The sequence below is a fragment of the Leifsonia sp. genome, from assembly GCF_051955155.1.
Classification (GTDB): Bacteria; Actinomycetota; Actinomycetes; order Actinomycetales; family Microbacteriaceae; genus Leifsonia.
This window is the reverse complement of sequence record NZ_JBQCGZ010000170.1, coordinates 40,541-54,854: the sequence shown is the minus strand read 5'-3', so window position 1 is coordinate 54,854 and position 14,314 is coordinate 40,541. Positions and strand designations below refer to the sequence as shown.

The following is a 14,314-nucleotide window of genomic DNA, read 5'->3' as shown; positions in this document are numbered from 1 at the left end:
AAGGCCAACGCCCTGTTCAAGCGCGACAAGGACTACGTCGTGATGAACGGCGAGGTGCTGATCGTCGACGAGCACACCGGCCGCATCCTGGTCGGCCGCCGCTACAACGAGGGCATCCACCAGGCCATCGAGGCCAAGGAGGGCGTGGAGGTCAAGGCCGAGAACCAGACCCTCGCGACCGTCACGCTGCAGAACTACTTCCGCCTCTACAAGAAGCTGTCCGGCATGACCGGTACGGCCGAGACCGAGGCGGCCGAGTTCATGAGCACCTACAAGCTCGGCGTCGTCCCCATCCCGACGAACAAGCCGATGCAGCGCAAGGACCAGCCCGACCTCGTCTACAAGAACGAGAAGGCCAAATTCGACCAGGTGGTCGAGGACATCGTGGTGCGCCACGAGAAGGGCCAGCCCGTCCTCGTCGGCACCACGAGCGTGGAGAAGAGCGAGTACCTCTCCCGCCTGCTGGCGAAGAAGGGCGTGCGCCACGAGGTACTGAACGCCAAGAACCACGCGCGTGAGGCGGCGATCGTCGCCCAGGCCGGCCGGCTCGGCTCGGTCACCGTCGCCACCAACATGGCCGGTCGCGGCACCGACATCATGCTCGGCGGCAACGCCGAGTTCCTCGCCGTCGCCGAGATGAACGCCCGCGGCCTCTCCCCGGTCGAGACGCCGGAGGAGTACGAGGCGGCCTGGGACGGCGTCTTCGCCGAGGTCAAGGCGAAGGTAGACGAGGAGGCCGCAAAGGTCATCGAGGCGGGTGGTCTCTACGTGCTCGGCACCGAGCGCCACGAGTCCCGCCGCATCGACAACCAGCTGCGCGGTCGTTCCGGCCGTCAGGGCGACCCGGGCGAGAGCCGGTTCTACCTCTCGCTCACCGACGACCTGATGCGCCTGTTCAACGCGGGCGCCGCCGAGAGCCTGATGGGACGCACGAGCGTCCCGGACGACATGGCGATCGAGTCGAAGGTGGTCAGCCGCGCCATCCGCAGCGCCCAGTCGCAGGTGGAGGCGCGCAACGCCGAGATCCGCAAGAACGTCCTGAAGTACGACGACGTCCTCAACCGTCAGCGCGAGGCGATCTACAGCGACCGCAGGCACATCCTGGAGGGCGACGACCTGCACGAGCGCGTGCAGAAGTTCCTCACCGACGTCGTCGACGACATCCTCGACCAGCACACCGGCGAGGGCAGCGGGGACGACTGGGACTTCGACGCGCTCTGGGCCGAGCTGAAGACCCTCTACCCGGTCGGCGTCTCGATCGACGAGGTCATCCAGGAGGCGGGCAACAAGGGCCGCATCAACCGCGACTTCATGCGCCGCGAGATCCTGTCCGACGCCAAGATCGCCTACCAGAAGCGCGAGGAGTCCCTCGGCTCTCCGGCGATGCGCGAGCTCGAGCGCCGCGTCGTCCTGTCGGTGATCGACCGCCGCTGGCGTGACCACCTCTACGAGATGGACTACCTCAAGGACGGCATCGGCCTGCGCGCGATGGCCCAGCGCGATCCGCTGGTCGAGTACCAGCGCGAAGGCTACGCGATGTTCCAGCAGATGATGGGAGCGATCCGCGAGGAGACCATCGGCTTCCTGTTCAACCTGGAGGTCGAGGTCAACCAGGCGCCGGGCGAGGTCGAGTCGCCCGAGGTCGCGGCCAAGGGCCTGACCCGGTCGGAGAACGAGCCGCGCCTGAGCTACTCCGCTCCCGGCGAGCAGGGCGAGGTCGAGGTCCGCAACCAGCGCGGCCAGATCGAGCAGGCGGCCACCGCCCGCGCCCAGCGCCAGCAGCAGCAGGCCGCACCGGCCGCCGAGGCGCCGGCGCAGGGCGCCACGCAGCGCGGTGCCTTCGGCCAGCGCGTCCCGGCCGAGGAGGCCCCGGCCAACCGCGCCGAGCGCAGGGCCCAGGCCAAGAAGCGCTGATCAGCGACCCGAGGTGAACGACGCGGCGGTCCCGGATGGGGCCGCCGCGTCGCGTTCCACGCCCGGTTCGAACTTTCGGACGATGCCGGACGAGGCGCCGCCGGCGAGGCTGGAAGCATGAAGCTCTCGTTCATCGCCGCCACCGTCTACCTGGCCGCCGGAATCGCCTCCGGCCTGTTCTACCGCGAGTTCACTAAGGCCAACGACTTCCCCGAGGGCGGAGCGACGCAGCTCGGCGTCGTGCACACGCACCTGCTTGTGCTCGGCTTCCTGGTGTTCCTGATCGTCCTGGTGCTCGACCGCCTGTTCGGCATCGCACGGGGCCCGCTGTTCCAGTGGTTCTTCTGGACCTACAACGCCGGCCTGCTGCTCACCGCCGCGATGATGGTCGTTCACGGGTCGCTGACCGTGCTCGGCGAGGCGAGTTCGGCCGCGATCGCGGGGATCGCCGGGATGGGCCACATCCTGCTCACGATCGCCCTCGCCCTGCTGATGGTGTCGCTGGGCCGGCGGATCTTCGGCGCCGGCCGTGCAGCGGCGGCCCCGGCCGTCGAGGAGGCGGGCGCCGTCACAGCACCGTGATCGCGGAGGCCCGCCAGCGCGCGCGGTGCCGCTCCAGGCGCATCGCGATCGCGCGGGACCGCGCCGGCTCGTGGACGACGACCACCGCCTCCACCGTGGCGTCGTCGATCCGGCAGAGGTGCGGCAGCCCGATGCGCACGCGCGGCCGCATCGCCCGCTCGCCGGTCGCGCTCCTGGCCCTGGCCGCGATGACCGCGCGGCGCGTCAGGTGCACGGCGACGCCGTCCGTGATCCAGCGCGCGACGTGGTCGAGCGATCGCGCACCGGCGATGATCTCCACGACGCACAGCGCGAGGCTCGCGCACAGCAGCCCGGGATCCCCGTCCAGGGCGGCCGGCGTCGTCGGCACCAGCGTCAGCTCGGGACGAGCGGCCCGGTCGTCGTCGTCGTCTCGCCGCCGCGCCGCTGTGCCGATCACTGGCCCGTCCTCCGCTCACCGCGCGCCCCCGGCGCGGCGAGGCCCACTCAACCAGTGGGCGGAAACCGGGACCAGAGCGCGAACGCGGGGTGGGGATCGGCGTCCGCCTACACTAGGGGGGTGTCGACGCTCAGTGATCTCGTTCATGCCCAGGGACGCTCCTCCGAAGACGATGTCGAATGGCTCCACGGTCTGGTCGGCGACTGGCAGCTCCTGGCCGACCTGGCCTTCGCGGACATCGTGCTCTGGGTGCCGACGACGGATGACGACTTCGTCGCGGTCGCGCACGCGCGGCCATCGAGCGCGGCGACCCTGTTCTACCGCGACTTCGTCGGCCAGCGGATCAAGCCGGAGTGGCGCCAGCAGGTCACCGATGCCTACCGCACCAAGGCGATCATCGACACCTCGGCACCGGACTGGTACGAGGAGACCCCGACCCGGGTGCGGGCGGTCCCGGTCATCCGCCGGCTGAGCGTGCACTCGCCGGAGACGGCGGACGAGCCGGTCGCCGTGATCACCCGGCACACCAACCTCAGCGAGGCGCGCACTCCGAGCCGCCAGGAGCTGACGTTCAACGACTGCGCGAACGACCTGTTCAACATGATCGCCACCGGGGACTTCCCCGACCTCGGCGCGCCCGCCGCGCCGCGCAGGGGAGCGCCGCGCGCCGCCGACGGCCTCATCCGCCTGGATGTGGACGGCATCACCACCTTCGCGAGCCCGAACGCCCTGAGCGCCTTTAACCGGATGGGCTTCACCGGCGAGCTGGAGGGGGAGTCGCTCGCGACTGTCACCACCGGCCTGCTCGCCGGCACCATCACCGTGGACGAGTCGCTCCCGCTGGTCGTGACCGGCCGCGCGCCGTGGCGCACCGACATCGAGGCCCGCGGCGTGACCGTCTCGCTGCGCGCCATCCCGATCCGCAACCGCGGCGAGCGGGTGGGAGCGATCGTGCTCTGCCGCGACGTGTCGGAGCAGCGCCACCAGGAGCGCGAGCTGATCACCAAGGACGCGACCATCCGGGAGATCCACCACCGGGTGAAGAACAACCTCCAGACGGTCGCATCGCTGCTGCGCATCCAGGCCCGCCGCACGCACTCCGAGGAGGCGCGCGAGGCGCTCAGCCAGGCGATGCGCCGGGTCGCGGCGATCGCCGTCGTCCACGACACGCTGTCGACCGGCCTCGCCCAGATCGTCGACTTCGACGACGTGTTCGACCGCGTCCTGCTGCTCGTCGCGGAGGTGGCGGCCAGCCACACCACGACCGTGCACCCGAAGAAGTCGGGGACGTTCGGCTCGCTGCCGAGCGAGTACGCCACCCCCCTCGCGCTGGCACTCACGGAGCTCGTGACGAACGCGGTCGAGCACGGCCTGGCCGGTCGCGAGGGGCAGGTCGAGATCATCGCGCACCGCTCGTCCGACTCGCTCACCGTGAAGGTGGTCGACAACGGCTCCGGCCTGCCGGAGGGCAAGGTCGGCAGCGGCCTGGGCACGCAGATCGTGCGGACCCTGATCCAGGGCGAACTCGGCGGCGCCATCGACTGGCACACGATGATGGGACAGGGCACCGAGGTCACCATCGAGGTGCCGCTGCGCTATCTGACGAAGGGCTGACGCGCGCGGCGCGGCGGAGCGGAATGTCCAGCCCGCCGGGGAGGACGCACCGCGGCGGCGGACGAATCGTCGCCGTATTGACAGGCACCGGTGCGGTGCCGGAAGAATGGTCCGCCGTGACCACTGCCGACGCTTCGCACCAGAACGACCGCCGTCCGTCCCTCGCACTCGACGGGAAGGCGTTCGACATGATCTCGTCCACCTCGAGCGCCGTCGACGCCGACGCTCCGACCCGGTTCCTGTACCGCGAGGCGGACGGCGTGCTGTGGGGCGATTACACCGGCGACACCGTGACCGTCGGCCGCTTCGTGGGACGCCGCGAGGACGACGAGCTGCACATCTCGTTCGTGCACCGCGGTGTCGACGGCAGCACCGCGCAGGGCTCCGCCGTGTCGCGGATCACGCGCGACGACGCCGGCCGCCTGGTGCTGACCGAGCGCTACGCGACGCCGGACGGGGAGCAGCACGTGTCGGTCTGCCGCGAGGTCGGCTGAGGCCGCCCGGTCGGAGCCGCCCGCCGGAATCGCTCCGAGCGCGCGGAGGGAAAGTGCCGGTCAGCGGCGCTTCCGCTCGGCGTGGAGCCGCTCGGCGCGCTGGTCGCTCGTGCGCACGAAGCGCGTCATCCCCATCCGTTCCCCCGAGCCCTGCAGGGTGTCCGAGGCGGGCTGCGGCAGGTGCAGCGAGACCTGCGCGCGGTACTCGTCCATCAGGAACACGGTGACGGTCGCCTTGATCGACGGCCACTGCGCCAGCCGGGTCGCGACGAGGTTGTGGATGGCGGAGACGCCGCTCGCGCGCACCAGCAGCATCGCGTCGTGCTCGCCGGTCATCACGGTGAAGTACTCGAGCTCGGGGAGCGTCTCGATGCGGGCGCGGAAGTCGGCCCACTGGCTCTGGCGCAGCGTCACGAAGACCAGCGCGGCGACGCTCAGCCCGACCGCCTGCGGGTCGATGTCCGCGTGGATGCCGCGGATGACGCCGCCCTTCACGAGCGCCTCGTAGCGCGCGTACGCGTTCGAGCGCGAGATGCCGAGCTCCTCGGCCAGCGCCGCGATGGAGATGCGGCCGTCCTCGCGGAGGAGCTCCAGCATCTGGAGATGCGTCTCGTCGAGTTCCATGCGCCCTCACATTCGTCCATAGCGGCGGCAGAATCGTCCGTTGGTTGGAGATATTATGCCGATTTCGCCCCGAGCGCATGCATTTTGTTCCGTGGAATCCGGAGTGAGTTGACACTCCTTTCCGCTAACCAGTACTTTCTCACCTAACCTTCCAACCGAGACCAAAGGGGTCACCCGTGTCCCACTCCCTGCGTCGCGCGGCCGTCATCGGCCTCGCCGTGGCCAGCGCGCTCGTCCTCAGCGCCTGCTCCGGCACCTCCTCCAGCTCGTCATCGGCCGGGAAGTCGATCGTGGTCGACGCCTCGTTCGACCTGAAGACGGCCGACCCGAACCGCGAGTACGAGACGACCGGCGGCATCGTCGCCCACGCGCTCTACCAGACCCTGCTCACCTTCGACGGCTCCGACGTCTCGAAGCCCGTCGACGGCCTCGCCAGCTACACGATGTCGTCCGACAACAAGGTCCTCACGCTGACCATGAAGGAGGGCGGCGTCTTCTCCGACGGCTCGAAGATCACCGCGGACGATGCGCTGTTCTCGCTCAAGCGCGTCCAGGGCATCAAGGGCAACCCGTCGTTCCTGCTCGACGGCGTCACCGTCGCGAAGACCTCGGACACCACCCTCACCCTGACCTCCGCCACGCCGAACCCGGCGCTGCCGTACATCCTGCCGAACCCCGCGCTCGGGGTGGTGAACAAGAAGGTCGTCGAGGAGAACGGCGGCTCCGACTCCGCGTCCGACAAGGCGGAGTCGTTCCTCAACAAGACCTCCGCCGGCTCCGGCCCGTACATCCTGGAGTCGTTCGACGCCTCCTCGCAGGTGGTGCTCACCAAGAACCCGAAGTACACCGGAAGCGCTCCCGCCTACGGCCGGGTGGTGCTCCGCAACGTGCAGGGACCGACGCAGAAGCTGAACGTGGAGGCGGGCGACTCGCAGATCGCGCTCGACCTGAACCCCGACCAGGTGGCCGCGCTCGACACCTCCAAGGTGAAGGTGATCTCCGCCCCGTCGCGCTACACGATCTTCATGCTTCTCAACCAGAACAGCGCCGTCGACCCGTTCACGAGCAACCCCGACTTCATGACCGCGGTCAAGAAGGGCATCGACTACGACAAGGTGCTCGACCTGGCGGGCAAGGGCTCGGAGCGCCCGGGCGGCGTCATCCCGTCGATCTTCGTCGGCGCGCTGAAGGCGGACGACGGAAACCAGTTCGACCTGGATGCAGCGAAGGCGGCCCTGGCCAAGTCCGGCTACAGCGGCCAGACCGTGAAGCTCAACTTCCCGAACGACATCACCGTGCAGGGCCTCTCGCTGCAGGCGGTCGCCGAGTCCATCCAGGCGCAGCTGAAGACGGTGGGCATCACCGTGCAGCTCGCCCCGGCCCCTGTCGCGACCGAGCTGGACGCCTACCGCAACGGCAAGGAGGCCATCGGCCTCTGGTACTGGGGACCGGACTTCCCGGACCCCTCGAACTACCTCGCGTTCACCCCGGGTGAGCTCGTCGGCCTCCGCGCCGGCTGGGCCGCGGGCGCGGACGCGACCGTGAGCGACCTGGCCGCGAAGGCGAAGGCCGCCACGGGTGACGCCCGCGAGGCCGCGTACCAGGAGCTGCAGAAGGCGCAGAACGCGTCCGGCCCGTTCATCCCGCTGCTGCAGCCCGCGCAGAACGTGGTGACGGCGAAGACGGTCTCCTCCGTGTCGCTCAACCCGCTGTGGACGATCGACTTTGCGAGCACCAAGTAGCACGGCCGAGCGAACCGAGCGCAGCGCGCCGGCGGGTCTGCACCCGCTGGCGCGCTACCTCGGTCTCCGGCTCGGCATCACCGTCCTCCTGCTCTTCGGCGTCACGCTGGTCACCTTCACGCTGACCAACCTGGTGCCGGCCGACCCGGTGCAGGCTGCGCTCGGCGAGCAGGCGGCGGGCGACCCGGCCATCGTGGCGAAGTTCCGGCAGGAACAGGGCCTCGACAAGCCGCTCCCCGTCCAGTACCTCACCTACCTCGGGCACTTGCTGCAGGGAAACCTCGGGACCTCGACGCAGACGCGCAACCCGGTCACCGACGACCTCGCCCGCGCATTCCCGGCCACCATCGAGCTGGCGGTGAGCGCCATCGTGATCTCGATCATCCTCGGGATCGGCCTCGGCATCGTGGCCGCGCTCAAGCGCCGCACGTTCTGGGACCAGCTGATCCGCGTGGTCAGCCTGATCGGGGTCTCGATGCCCGCGTTCTGGCTGGCGCTGATCGTCTACTTCGTGTTCTTCTACCAGCTGCACCTGTTCCCCGGCTCCGGGCGGCTGTCGCCGACGACGGTCCCGCCGCCCCATGTCACCGGCCTGTACACGGTCGACTCCCTGCTGGCCGGAGACCTCGTGACCTTCGGCGACGCGGTGTCCCACCTGGTGCTGCCGGCCTCGGTGCTCGCGCTCTACACGATCGGCCTGCTGACCAGGTTCGCGCGGTCGGCTGTGCTCGAGGTGCTCGACCTCGACTACGTGCGGGCGGCGCGCGCGAAGGGCCTGCCCGGGCGCACGGTCGTGTTCGGCTATGTGCTGCGCGGTGCGCTGGTGCCGATCATCACGGTCGTCGGGCTGGCCTTCGGCTCTCTGCTGTCCGGGACCGTGCTGGTGGAGAAGATCTACGCGTGGCACGGGCTGGGGGAGTACGCCTACTCCGCCGCCACCAAGCTCGACCTGCCGGCGATCATGGGCGTCGGCCTGGTGGTCGGCTGTGTCTACATCGGCCTGAACCTCGTCGTCGACGTGGCGTACGGGGTCATCGACCCGCGGGTGAGGACGGCATGACCCAGGACGTTCTGACCGAGGGGCTGCGCGCCCCGTTCCGCCGCAGGCTGGCGCTGCCGCGCACCCTCCGCGCACCGCTCGCGGTCGTCGGAACGGTCATCATCGCCGTCTGGCTGGTGGTCGCCGTGTTCGCGCCGTGGATCGCGCCCTACGACCCGCTCGCCCAGGACTTCACCAAGCTCCTCGCACCGAACGCCGTGAACTGGTTCGGCACCGACGAGGTGGGCAGGGACGTGCTCTCCCGCGTCATCGCCGGCTCGCGGGTGTCCATCCTAATTGCGCTGCTGCTGGTCGCGGCCTCGCTCGTGATCGGCTCGGTGCTCGGCGCGCTCGCCGGCTACCTCGGCAAGGCGGTGGACGAGGTGATCATGCGCATCGCGGACCTGGTCTTCGCCTTCCCGACGATCATCCTGGCGATGGTGATCGCGGCCTCGCTCGGTCCGAGCCTGACGAACGCGGTGATCGCGATGCTCATCGTCTCCTGGCCCGCCTACGCGCGCGTCACCCGGTCGCTCGTCCTGGGCGCTCGCAACAGCGAGTACGTGATCGCCGGCCGCCTGCTCGGCAACAACGCCGTCACGTCGCTCGCCAAGGACATCCTGCCGAACATCATCGCGCCGGTCTTCGTACTGGCGACGCTGGATGTCGGCACGGCCATCCTGCTGCTCTCCGGCCTGTCGTTCCTGGGCCTCGGCGCGGTGCCGCCGACGCCGGACTGGGGCGCGATGGTCTCCTCCGGCGTGCTGAACTTCTCGTCGTGGTGGATCGCCGTCTTCCCCGGCCTCGCGATCCTGAGCGTCGTGCTGGCCTTCAACTTCCTCGGCGACGCGCTGCGCGACTCGCTCGACCCGCGCACGGCCGAGGGCATCCAGGGGAGGGCACTGTGAGCGGCCTCACGATCCGCGACCTGACCGTGACGATGGGCACCGATCAGCGCTCGCGGCAGATCATCACCGGCATCGACCTCGACGTCCCGGCCGGCAGGATCACCGGCCTCGCGGGCGAGTCCGGCTCCGGCAAGACGATGACCGGCCTCGCCACCCTCGGCCTGCTGCCCGCTGGCGGCCGTGCCGCCGGGCGCATCGAGTACGGCGGGCGGAACGTGCTCGACCTGCGCGGCCGCGAGCTGAACGCGCTGCGCGGCTCCCGGATCGCGATGGTCTTCCAGGACCCGACCGCGAGCCTGCACCCGATGCTGACCATCGAGCGCCAGCTGACCGACCACCTGCGCCGGCACAGGGGCCTGTCCAAGAAGGACGCGGTGGCCCGTGCGCGGGAGACGCTCGAGGTCGTCAGGGTGCCGGACCCGGAGGGCGCGCTGCGCAAGTACCCGCACCAGTTCTCGGGCGGCCAGCTGCAGCGCATCGCGATCGCCATCGCGATCGTGTGCGGGCCCGACGTGCTGATCGCGGACGAGCCGACCACCGCGCTCGACGTGACCGTGCAGGCCGGCATCCTGCGGCTGCTCAGGTCGCTGTGCGACGAGCTGGACCTCGCCGTCCTACTGGTCACGCACGACCTCGGCGTGATGTCCGCGCTCGCGGACACCATCGCCGTGATGCGCCACGGCGCGCTCGTCGAGCACGGCGACCGCCACCAGGTGATCACCGCTCCCGCCGATCCCTACACCAGAGCGCTGATCGACGCGCTGCCGACCGCGGACAGGGAGGACGGATGAGCCTGCTGGAGATCGACGACCTGGTCGTCACCTACAAGCTGCCCGGCCGCGGCCGGATGACCGCTGTGGACGGTGTCGGCCTGCGCCTCGACAACGGCCAGGTGCTGGGCCTCGTTGGGGAGTCCGGGTGCGGCAAGTCGACCATCGCCCGGACGGTGTGCGGGCTGGAGCCGGTGCACTCCGGCAGCGTGCGGTTCGCCGGCTCCCCGGTGCGCCGGCTCGGGCTACGCAGGCGCGACCGCGAGCAGCTGCGCATCCAGATGGTGTTCCAGAACCCGTACGCGTCGCTGAACCCGCGCCGCACGATCGCGAGCCAGCTCGAGGACGGCCTGCGGATCAACCCGGACCGTTCGGCGTGGACGGTCGCCTCGCTGCTGGAGGCGGTCGAGCTGGATGCGTCGGCCGCTGCCAAGCACCCGCACGCGTTCTCCGGCGGTCAGCGCCAGCGCATCGCGATCGCCCGCGCCATCGCGACCGGTCCGGAGCTGCTGATCGGCGACGAGCCGATCGCGTCGCTGGACGCCTCGCTGCAGGCGAGCGTCGCGGGGATGATGCGCCGGCTGGTGCTGGAGACGGGCGCCGGACTGCTGTTCATCAGTCACGACCTCTCGATCGTGCGCGAGATCGCGGACGACGTCGCGGTGATGCGCGCCGGGCGGATCGTGGAGTCCGGACCGGTCGCGCGGGTCTGGGACGAGCCGCAGGAGGAGTACACGCAGCGTCTGCTCGCCGCCATCCCGCGGGTGGACGGCCTGGGCATCCTGCCCGGCTGATCGCGCGGCTCCAGCTTCGAATGCCAGCACGCCTCGCGAGCCCTGACTGACTGTTGACACGTCCGGCAGGCATGAGGGGCGGTCTAGATAGACTCAACAGTCTGGTGCGACGGTGTTATGGTCTGGCATCCTTCAGCCATGCCGCTGCAGACTCCGTACGGCGTTCTCTCCGGACCGGTCGAACGCGCCGATCTACTCTCTCCGAGCGGCGGGCAGTGGCCGCACTATCACGTGTGGGTTCGCACACCGCTGGGGACCTACGACTCTGCGATCAACCTGAAGTCCCTCACCGACATCCGCATCGAGTACCGGACTCGCGTCCTCGAAAGGGTGACCTTCGCCGGGCTTCTCGGCCAGCCAGACGGTTGGCATCCGCTCGCCCAGACTCCGACCTCCGGCGCGCTCGACTACGTGCGGCTCCCCGCGGCTCGGGGGACCACGGGATGGCGGCTGCAAACCGGGCAGAATCTCATCGACGCGATGCGAACGCTTCTGAATGGGTGCACACGCATCCACATCTTCGGTGCGGCGTACAGCACGGGCCTCGGCGTGCACGATGTCCACATGAACCAAGGGGATCCGCCGGACAGTGAGTTCGCGCCCCTTGACGCAATCTGGCAAGACGGCGGTCTGATCGTCGAGACCGGAACCGCCAATCCGGCGACACTGCTGCAGATCAAATTCGAGACGCAGTCGCTGCACACCGACGCGCAGGGCCACCCGATCTTCGTCTCAGACATCCCGCCGCTCTATGTCCCCTTTTGGCGCTGGCCGCCGGATAACCCCCTGTCCGCTCGGGAACGGCAGCTGCTCACCGACGACGGACTCGTCGGTCTCGCGGCCCTGGCCCGCTCCCTGCCCGAGCTCGGCACGGCATCGCGTTCTTCGGTGCGTGCGGTGCTGCATGCCGAACTCGCTGCCCGTCTGCCGGAGGCCGACGCCGCGCGGATCGACGCCATCGCCGGATATGTGGAGGCACTCGGACGCGTGCTGTGAGCGCTGCCGGAAGATGGGGCGCAGTTCGACGGGCACGGCCGCGAACGCAGAAGGTCGTGCTCGGCTTCGATCCACGGACCAGTGCTACCGGTCACGCGTGATCGTCGGAGAAGAGCTCTTCGAGCGCGTCGGCGAGGTCAGGCGCTTCGCTGTCGAGCATCCGCTCCGCAAGCGCTCGCGCGGAGAGTCGCGTAATCTCACCCAGTCCCCCAGCGTCCGAGCAGACGAACCGGAACCGTGAGTTTGACGGCAGAGGCGCCGACCCGCAACACTTACTCCCCGGGTTCGAGAGTGGAGCTTGCGTAAAGCGGCCGAATTTCTTAGCGCTGCAGACCGCGCGCTGAAGACCACGGTGGTTCTCGAGGACCAATGATCTTGTCAGGTCGCTGACTTCCGGCGGGACGTGTTCGCGCTCACCAGAGCCGCTGGGAGGTAAGTGATTCACGGAGCGGGCGAGGTCGGGGTGTCAGTGTGCCCGCCTAGGGTCGGGCTATGGCCTTGGGACTAATCGATCGACTTCGCCGGCGGCGGGATCCGATGCAAGTAAGTGCGCGGGAGCATATCTACCCGAATCATCGTGACGTTGAGGCGCGGCTGCGCAAATTTCTCGATGCGCCGAGGGGCGTGCAGCGCCAGGTTCTCATCGAGTTGTACGCCGTGGCGGTCATGCGCGAACCGGGGGCCAGGGGGCCGGCTATGGTGGCAATTATCGCCGCGCTCGCAGCTGCCGGGACATTGCTTTGCTCCTTCTTTGTTGCCCTCCTGGCCAGCATGGTGGCCAAGACACCGGCAGACGCCGTCACAGGCGACATGACGGAACGCTCCTTCCGCGTGCTCGAGAGTGCCCTCAACTCGAACTTGGGGCTCGTGGTCGAAGTGTGCGTAGTGCTTCTCATCACTGCGGCGCTCGCATGGGTCTTCGCGCTCTTGCAAGATCACGAGCGTACGCAGGCGCGTGTTTGGATCCACATCTACGAGGATGCTCTACAAGGCGAAGAGGACGCACAATCCTCACGCGCATGGAGCTGGTGGGAACTGTGGCGAGGTCGTTCCACCGCGGCGACAGTGTCTCGGGCCTCCAGCGTGAGGCATCGCCGATGATCTGGCCTCAGATGCCCCGCGCAGTCAGGGTCACGCTATTGGGATCCGAGGCGGGTGGGGGAACTCCGTCAACACGCCGGTGCCAACATCCACCACGGGATGCGCTCGGACGTCGTTCAGCTCCAGGTTCCGCAGCGACCACGCCGCGTCATCGCACACGCAATCAGCGCGGCCCATACACGTCCGCCCGGTGCGACTCCTCCTGCGGCGGCGTCAAAATCGCGCTCCGTTCCTGAGTTCTTCACGCCTCCGCGCGGCGTGTTGCGTGAAGAAGTCCGGAACGGATGGCGGGCACAGCAGAACGCCGAGGGACGCTCTCCGGACGATGGTCGTCTGCTAGGTGTTCGGGGAGCGCCGCCTCGGCGGGTGATGCAGGGTGCTGGTCCTCGGGGTCAGGAGGCGCGGCGTGCGCGCGCGGCGCGGCGCTTCAGGGCACGGCGCTCGTCCTCGGAGAGGCCGCCCCAGACGCCCGAGTCCTGGCCGGTCTCGAGGGCGTACTGCAGGCAGATCTCGGTCACGGTGCAGCGCGCGCAGACCGCCTTGGCCTTGTCGATCTGGTCGACGGCGGGGCCGGTGTTGCCGACGGGGAAGAAGAGCTCGGGGTCCGCGGTCAGGCAGGCGGCTTTGTCGCGCCAATCCATGAAGATATGCTCCTTGTTTGCTGGGTGTCTCCTGGCCCGATGGGCCTAGAATGCAGGTAAGCAGCCGGGTTACAGGGTTCTTCAGATCCATGGGGAATGAGACCTGCCCACAACCCTGTGAGCACTAACTCGACCGTCAATATGCTCCCATAGCGCTTAATCCGAATCAATAGTTTTGTATGGGATAACGCTGTGAACACGAGCCGGAAACATCAGGATGATATAGTGCCCGATCCCTCGCCGACCCGTCCCCCCGCGAACAGGCCAGCCCTGCTCCTCGTGCTCGCGGTCATCCTCGCGCTCGAGTCGCTGCTGGTGACCGGGCTCGCGGTGTGGCTGCTCGTGGAGCTGCTCACCGTGAAGCCGGAGTCCTACACGACAGCGGTCGCGATCTTCGTGCTCGTGGTGTTCGCTGCCGGCTGGCTCATCCTCACCCTGGTCGGGATCCTGCGGCTGCGGGGCTGGGCGCGCGCGTCGACCGTGACCATCCAGATCCTCATGCTGGCCGTCGCCGTCGGGAGCTTCCAGGGCCTGTTCGCCCGCCCGGACGTCGGCTGGGCACTCCTGATCCCAGCTGTCGTCGCCGGGGTGCTCGCGCTGGCGCCGTCTGTCGTCCGCGCGACGACGCGCAACACGGAGTCACACGAATAACGCGACGGCCGGGAACAAGCTCAGAC

At 69.0% G+C, this 14,314-nt stretch carries 15 protein-coding genes; 12 read left to right on the top strand and 3 right to left on the bottom strand.

The features are described from left to right. A partial coding sequence (locus tag ACTHMF_RS18445) for a preprotein translocase subunit SecA (RefSeq protein ID WP_440319618.1) occupies positions 1 to 1,914 on the top strand: 1,914 nt, incomplete at its 5' end. A gap of 117 nt (positions 1,915 to 2,031) precedes the next feature. Next, positions 2,032 to 2,496, top strand: a complete 465-nt coding sequence (locus ACTHMF_RS18440; RefSeq protein ID WP_440319616.1) for a DUF2871 family protein — start codon at positions 2,032 to 2,034, stop codon at positions 2,494 to 2,496. On the opposite strand, the gene ACTHMF_RS18435 is transcribed toward ACTHMF_RS18440, so the two are convergent. Next, a complete protein-coding gene (locus tag ACTHMF_RS18435; RefSeq protein ID WP_440319614.1) occupies positions 2,483 to 2,914 on the bottom strand; it encodes an Rv3235 family protein in 432 nt (143 codons plus the stop codon). The two genes, ACTHMF_RS18440 and ACTHMF_RS18435, sit on opposite strands and share 14 nt — an antisense overlap. A gap of 120 nt (positions 2,915 to 3,034) precedes the next feature. Here ACTHMF_RS18435 and ACTHMF_RS18430 point away from each other — a divergent pair, with 120 nt between their 5' ends. After that, positions 3,035 to 4,528 carry a sensor histidine kinase gene (locus tag ACTHMF_RS18430; protein WP_314147332.1) on the top strand — a complete coding sequence of 498 codons (1,494 nt, stop codon included), beginning with the start codon at positions 3,035 to 3,037 and terminating at the stop codon, positions 4,526 to 4,528. A 116-nt stretch (positions 4,529 to 4,644) separates the two neighbouring features. Continuing rightward, the gene (locus ACTHMF_RS18425; protein WP_314147333.1) at positions 4,645 to 5,022 is read left to right on the top strand and encodes a hypothetical protein; all 378 of its coding nucleotides are present in this window, start codon (positions 4,645 to 4,647) and stop codon (positions 5,020 to 5,022) included. Positions 5,023 to 5,082: 60 nt separating this feature from the next. Here the strand turns inward: ACTHMF_RS18425 and ACTHMF_RS18420 are convergent, their stop codons facing one another. Beyond that, positions 5,083 to 5,646: an Lrp/AsnC family transcriptional regulator gene (locus ACTHMF_RS18420; RefSeq protein ID WP_440319612.1), complete on the bottom strand. Its 564-nt coding sequence runs from the start codon at positions 5,644 to 5,646 to the stop codon at positions 5,083 to 5,085. 176 nt (positions 5,647 to 5,822) lie between these two features. Here ACTHMF_RS18420 and ACTHMF_RS18415 point away from each other — a divergent pair, with 176 nt between their 5' ends. The 7 genes from ACTHMF_RS18415 (at position 5,823) to ACTHMF_RS18385 (ending at position 12,996) form a co-directional block, all read left to right on the top strand. After that, positions 5,823 to 7,388 carry an ABC transporter substrate-binding protein gene (locus ACTHMF_RS18415; protein ID WP_314147335.1) on the top strand — a complete coding sequence of 522 codons (1,566 nt, stop codon included), beginning with the start codon at positions 5,823 to 5,825 and terminating at the stop codon, positions 7,386 to 7,388. Then, the gene (locus tag ACTHMF_RS18410; RefSeq protein WP_440319610.1) at positions 7,372 to 8,448 is read left to right on the top strand and encodes an ABC transporter permease; all 1,077 of its coding nucleotides are present in this window, start codon (positions 7,372 to 7,374) and stop codon (positions 8,446 to 8,448) included. The genes ACTHMF_RS18415 and ACTHMF_RS18410 overlap by 17 nt, the downstream gene beginning before the upstream one ends. After that, on the top strand, positions 8,445 to 9,335 hold the full coding sequence (locus ACTHMF_RS18405; RefSeq protein WP_440319608.1) for an ABC transporter permease: 891 nt from the start codon (positions 8,445 to 8,447) through the stop codon (positions 9,333 to 9,335). The genes ACTHMF_RS18410 and ACTHMF_RS18405 overlap by 4 nt, the downstream gene beginning before the upstream one ends. Beyond that, a complete protein-coding gene (locus ACTHMF_RS18400) occupies positions 9,332 to 10,126 on the top strand; it encodes an ABC transporter ATP-binding protein (RefSeq protein ID WP_440319606.1) in 795 nt (264 codons plus the stop codon). The genes ACTHMF_RS18405 and ACTHMF_RS18400 overlap by 4 nt, the downstream gene beginning before the upstream one ends. Next, positions 10,123 to 10,899: an ABC transporter ATP-binding protein gene (locus tag ACTHMF_RS18395; protein ID WP_440319604.1), complete on the top strand. Its 777-nt coding sequence runs from the start codon at positions 10,123 to 10,125 to the stop codon at positions 10,897 to 10,899. The genes ACTHMF_RS18400 and ACTHMF_RS18395 overlap by 4 nt, the downstream gene beginning before the upstream one ends. Before the next feature lie 138 nt (positions 10,900 to 11,037). Further along, complete coding sequence (locus ACTHMF_RS18390; RefSeq protein ID WP_440319602.1) at positions 11,038 to 11,895, top strand: DUF2278 family protein; 858 nt, start codon at positions 11,038 to 11,040, stop codon at positions 11,893 to 11,895. Between the two features lie 492 nt (positions 11,896 to 12,387). Beyond that, the gene (locus ACTHMF_RS18385) at positions 12,388 to 12,996 is read left to right on the top strand and encodes a hypothetical protein (RefSeq protein WP_440319600.1); all 609 of its coding nucleotides are present in this window, start codon (positions 12,388 to 12,390) and stop codon (positions 12,994 to 12,996) included. Between the two features lie 392 nt (positions 12,997 to 13,388). Here the strand turns inward: ACTHMF_RS18385 and ACTHMF_RS18380 are convergent, their stop codons facing one another. Beyond that, positions 13,389 to 13,637, bottom strand: a complete 249-nt coding sequence (locus ACTHMF_RS18380) for a WhiB family transcriptional regulator (protein ID WP_018190103.1) — start codon at positions 13,635 to 13,637, stop codon at positions 13,389 to 13,391. A gap of 225 nt (positions 13,638 to 13,862) precedes the next feature. Here ACTHMF_RS18380 and ACTHMF_RS18375 point away from each other — a divergent pair, with 225 nt between their 5' ends. Continuing rightward, a complete protein-coding gene (locus ACTHMF_RS18375) occupies positions 13,863 to 14,288 on the top strand; it encodes a hypothetical protein (RefSeq protein ID WP_440319597.1) in 426 nt (141 codons plus the stop codon). The last annotated feature ends 26 nt before the right edge of the window (positions 14,289 to 14,314 follow it).

Excerpts from the sequence above, each read along its gene's own strand:
- ACTHMF_RS18420 (WP_440319612.1), bottom strand. The coding sequence starts at position 5,646 with ATGGAACTCGACGAGACGCATCTCCAGATGCTGGAGCTCCTCCGCGAG.
- ACTHMF_RS18390 (WP_440319602.1), top strand. The coding sequence starts at position 11,038 with ATGCCGCTGCAGACTCCGTACGGCGTTCTCTCCGGACCGGTCGAACGC.
- ACTHMF_RS18440 (WP_440319616.1), top strand. The coding sequence starts at position 2,032 with ATGAAGCTCTCGTTCATCGCCGCCACCGTCTACCTGGCCGCCGGAATC.
- ACTHMF_RS18395 (WP_440319604.1), top strand. The coding sequence starts at position 10,123 with ATGAGCCTGCTGGAGATCGACGACCTGGTCGTCACCTACAAGCTGCCC.
- ACTHMF_RS18385 (WP_440319600.1), top strand. The coding sequence starts at position 12,388 with ATGGCCTTGGGACTAATCGATCGACTTCGCCGGCGGCGGGATCCGATG.
- ACTHMF_RS18405 (WP_440319608.1), top strand. The coding sequence starts at position 8,445 with ATGACCCAGGACGTTCTGACCGAGGGGCTGCGCGCCCCGTTCCGCCGC.
- ACTHMF_RS18380 (WP_018190103.1), bottom strand. The coding sequence starts at position 13,637 with ATGGATTGGCGCGACAAAGCCGCCTGCCTGACCGCGGACCCCGAGCTC.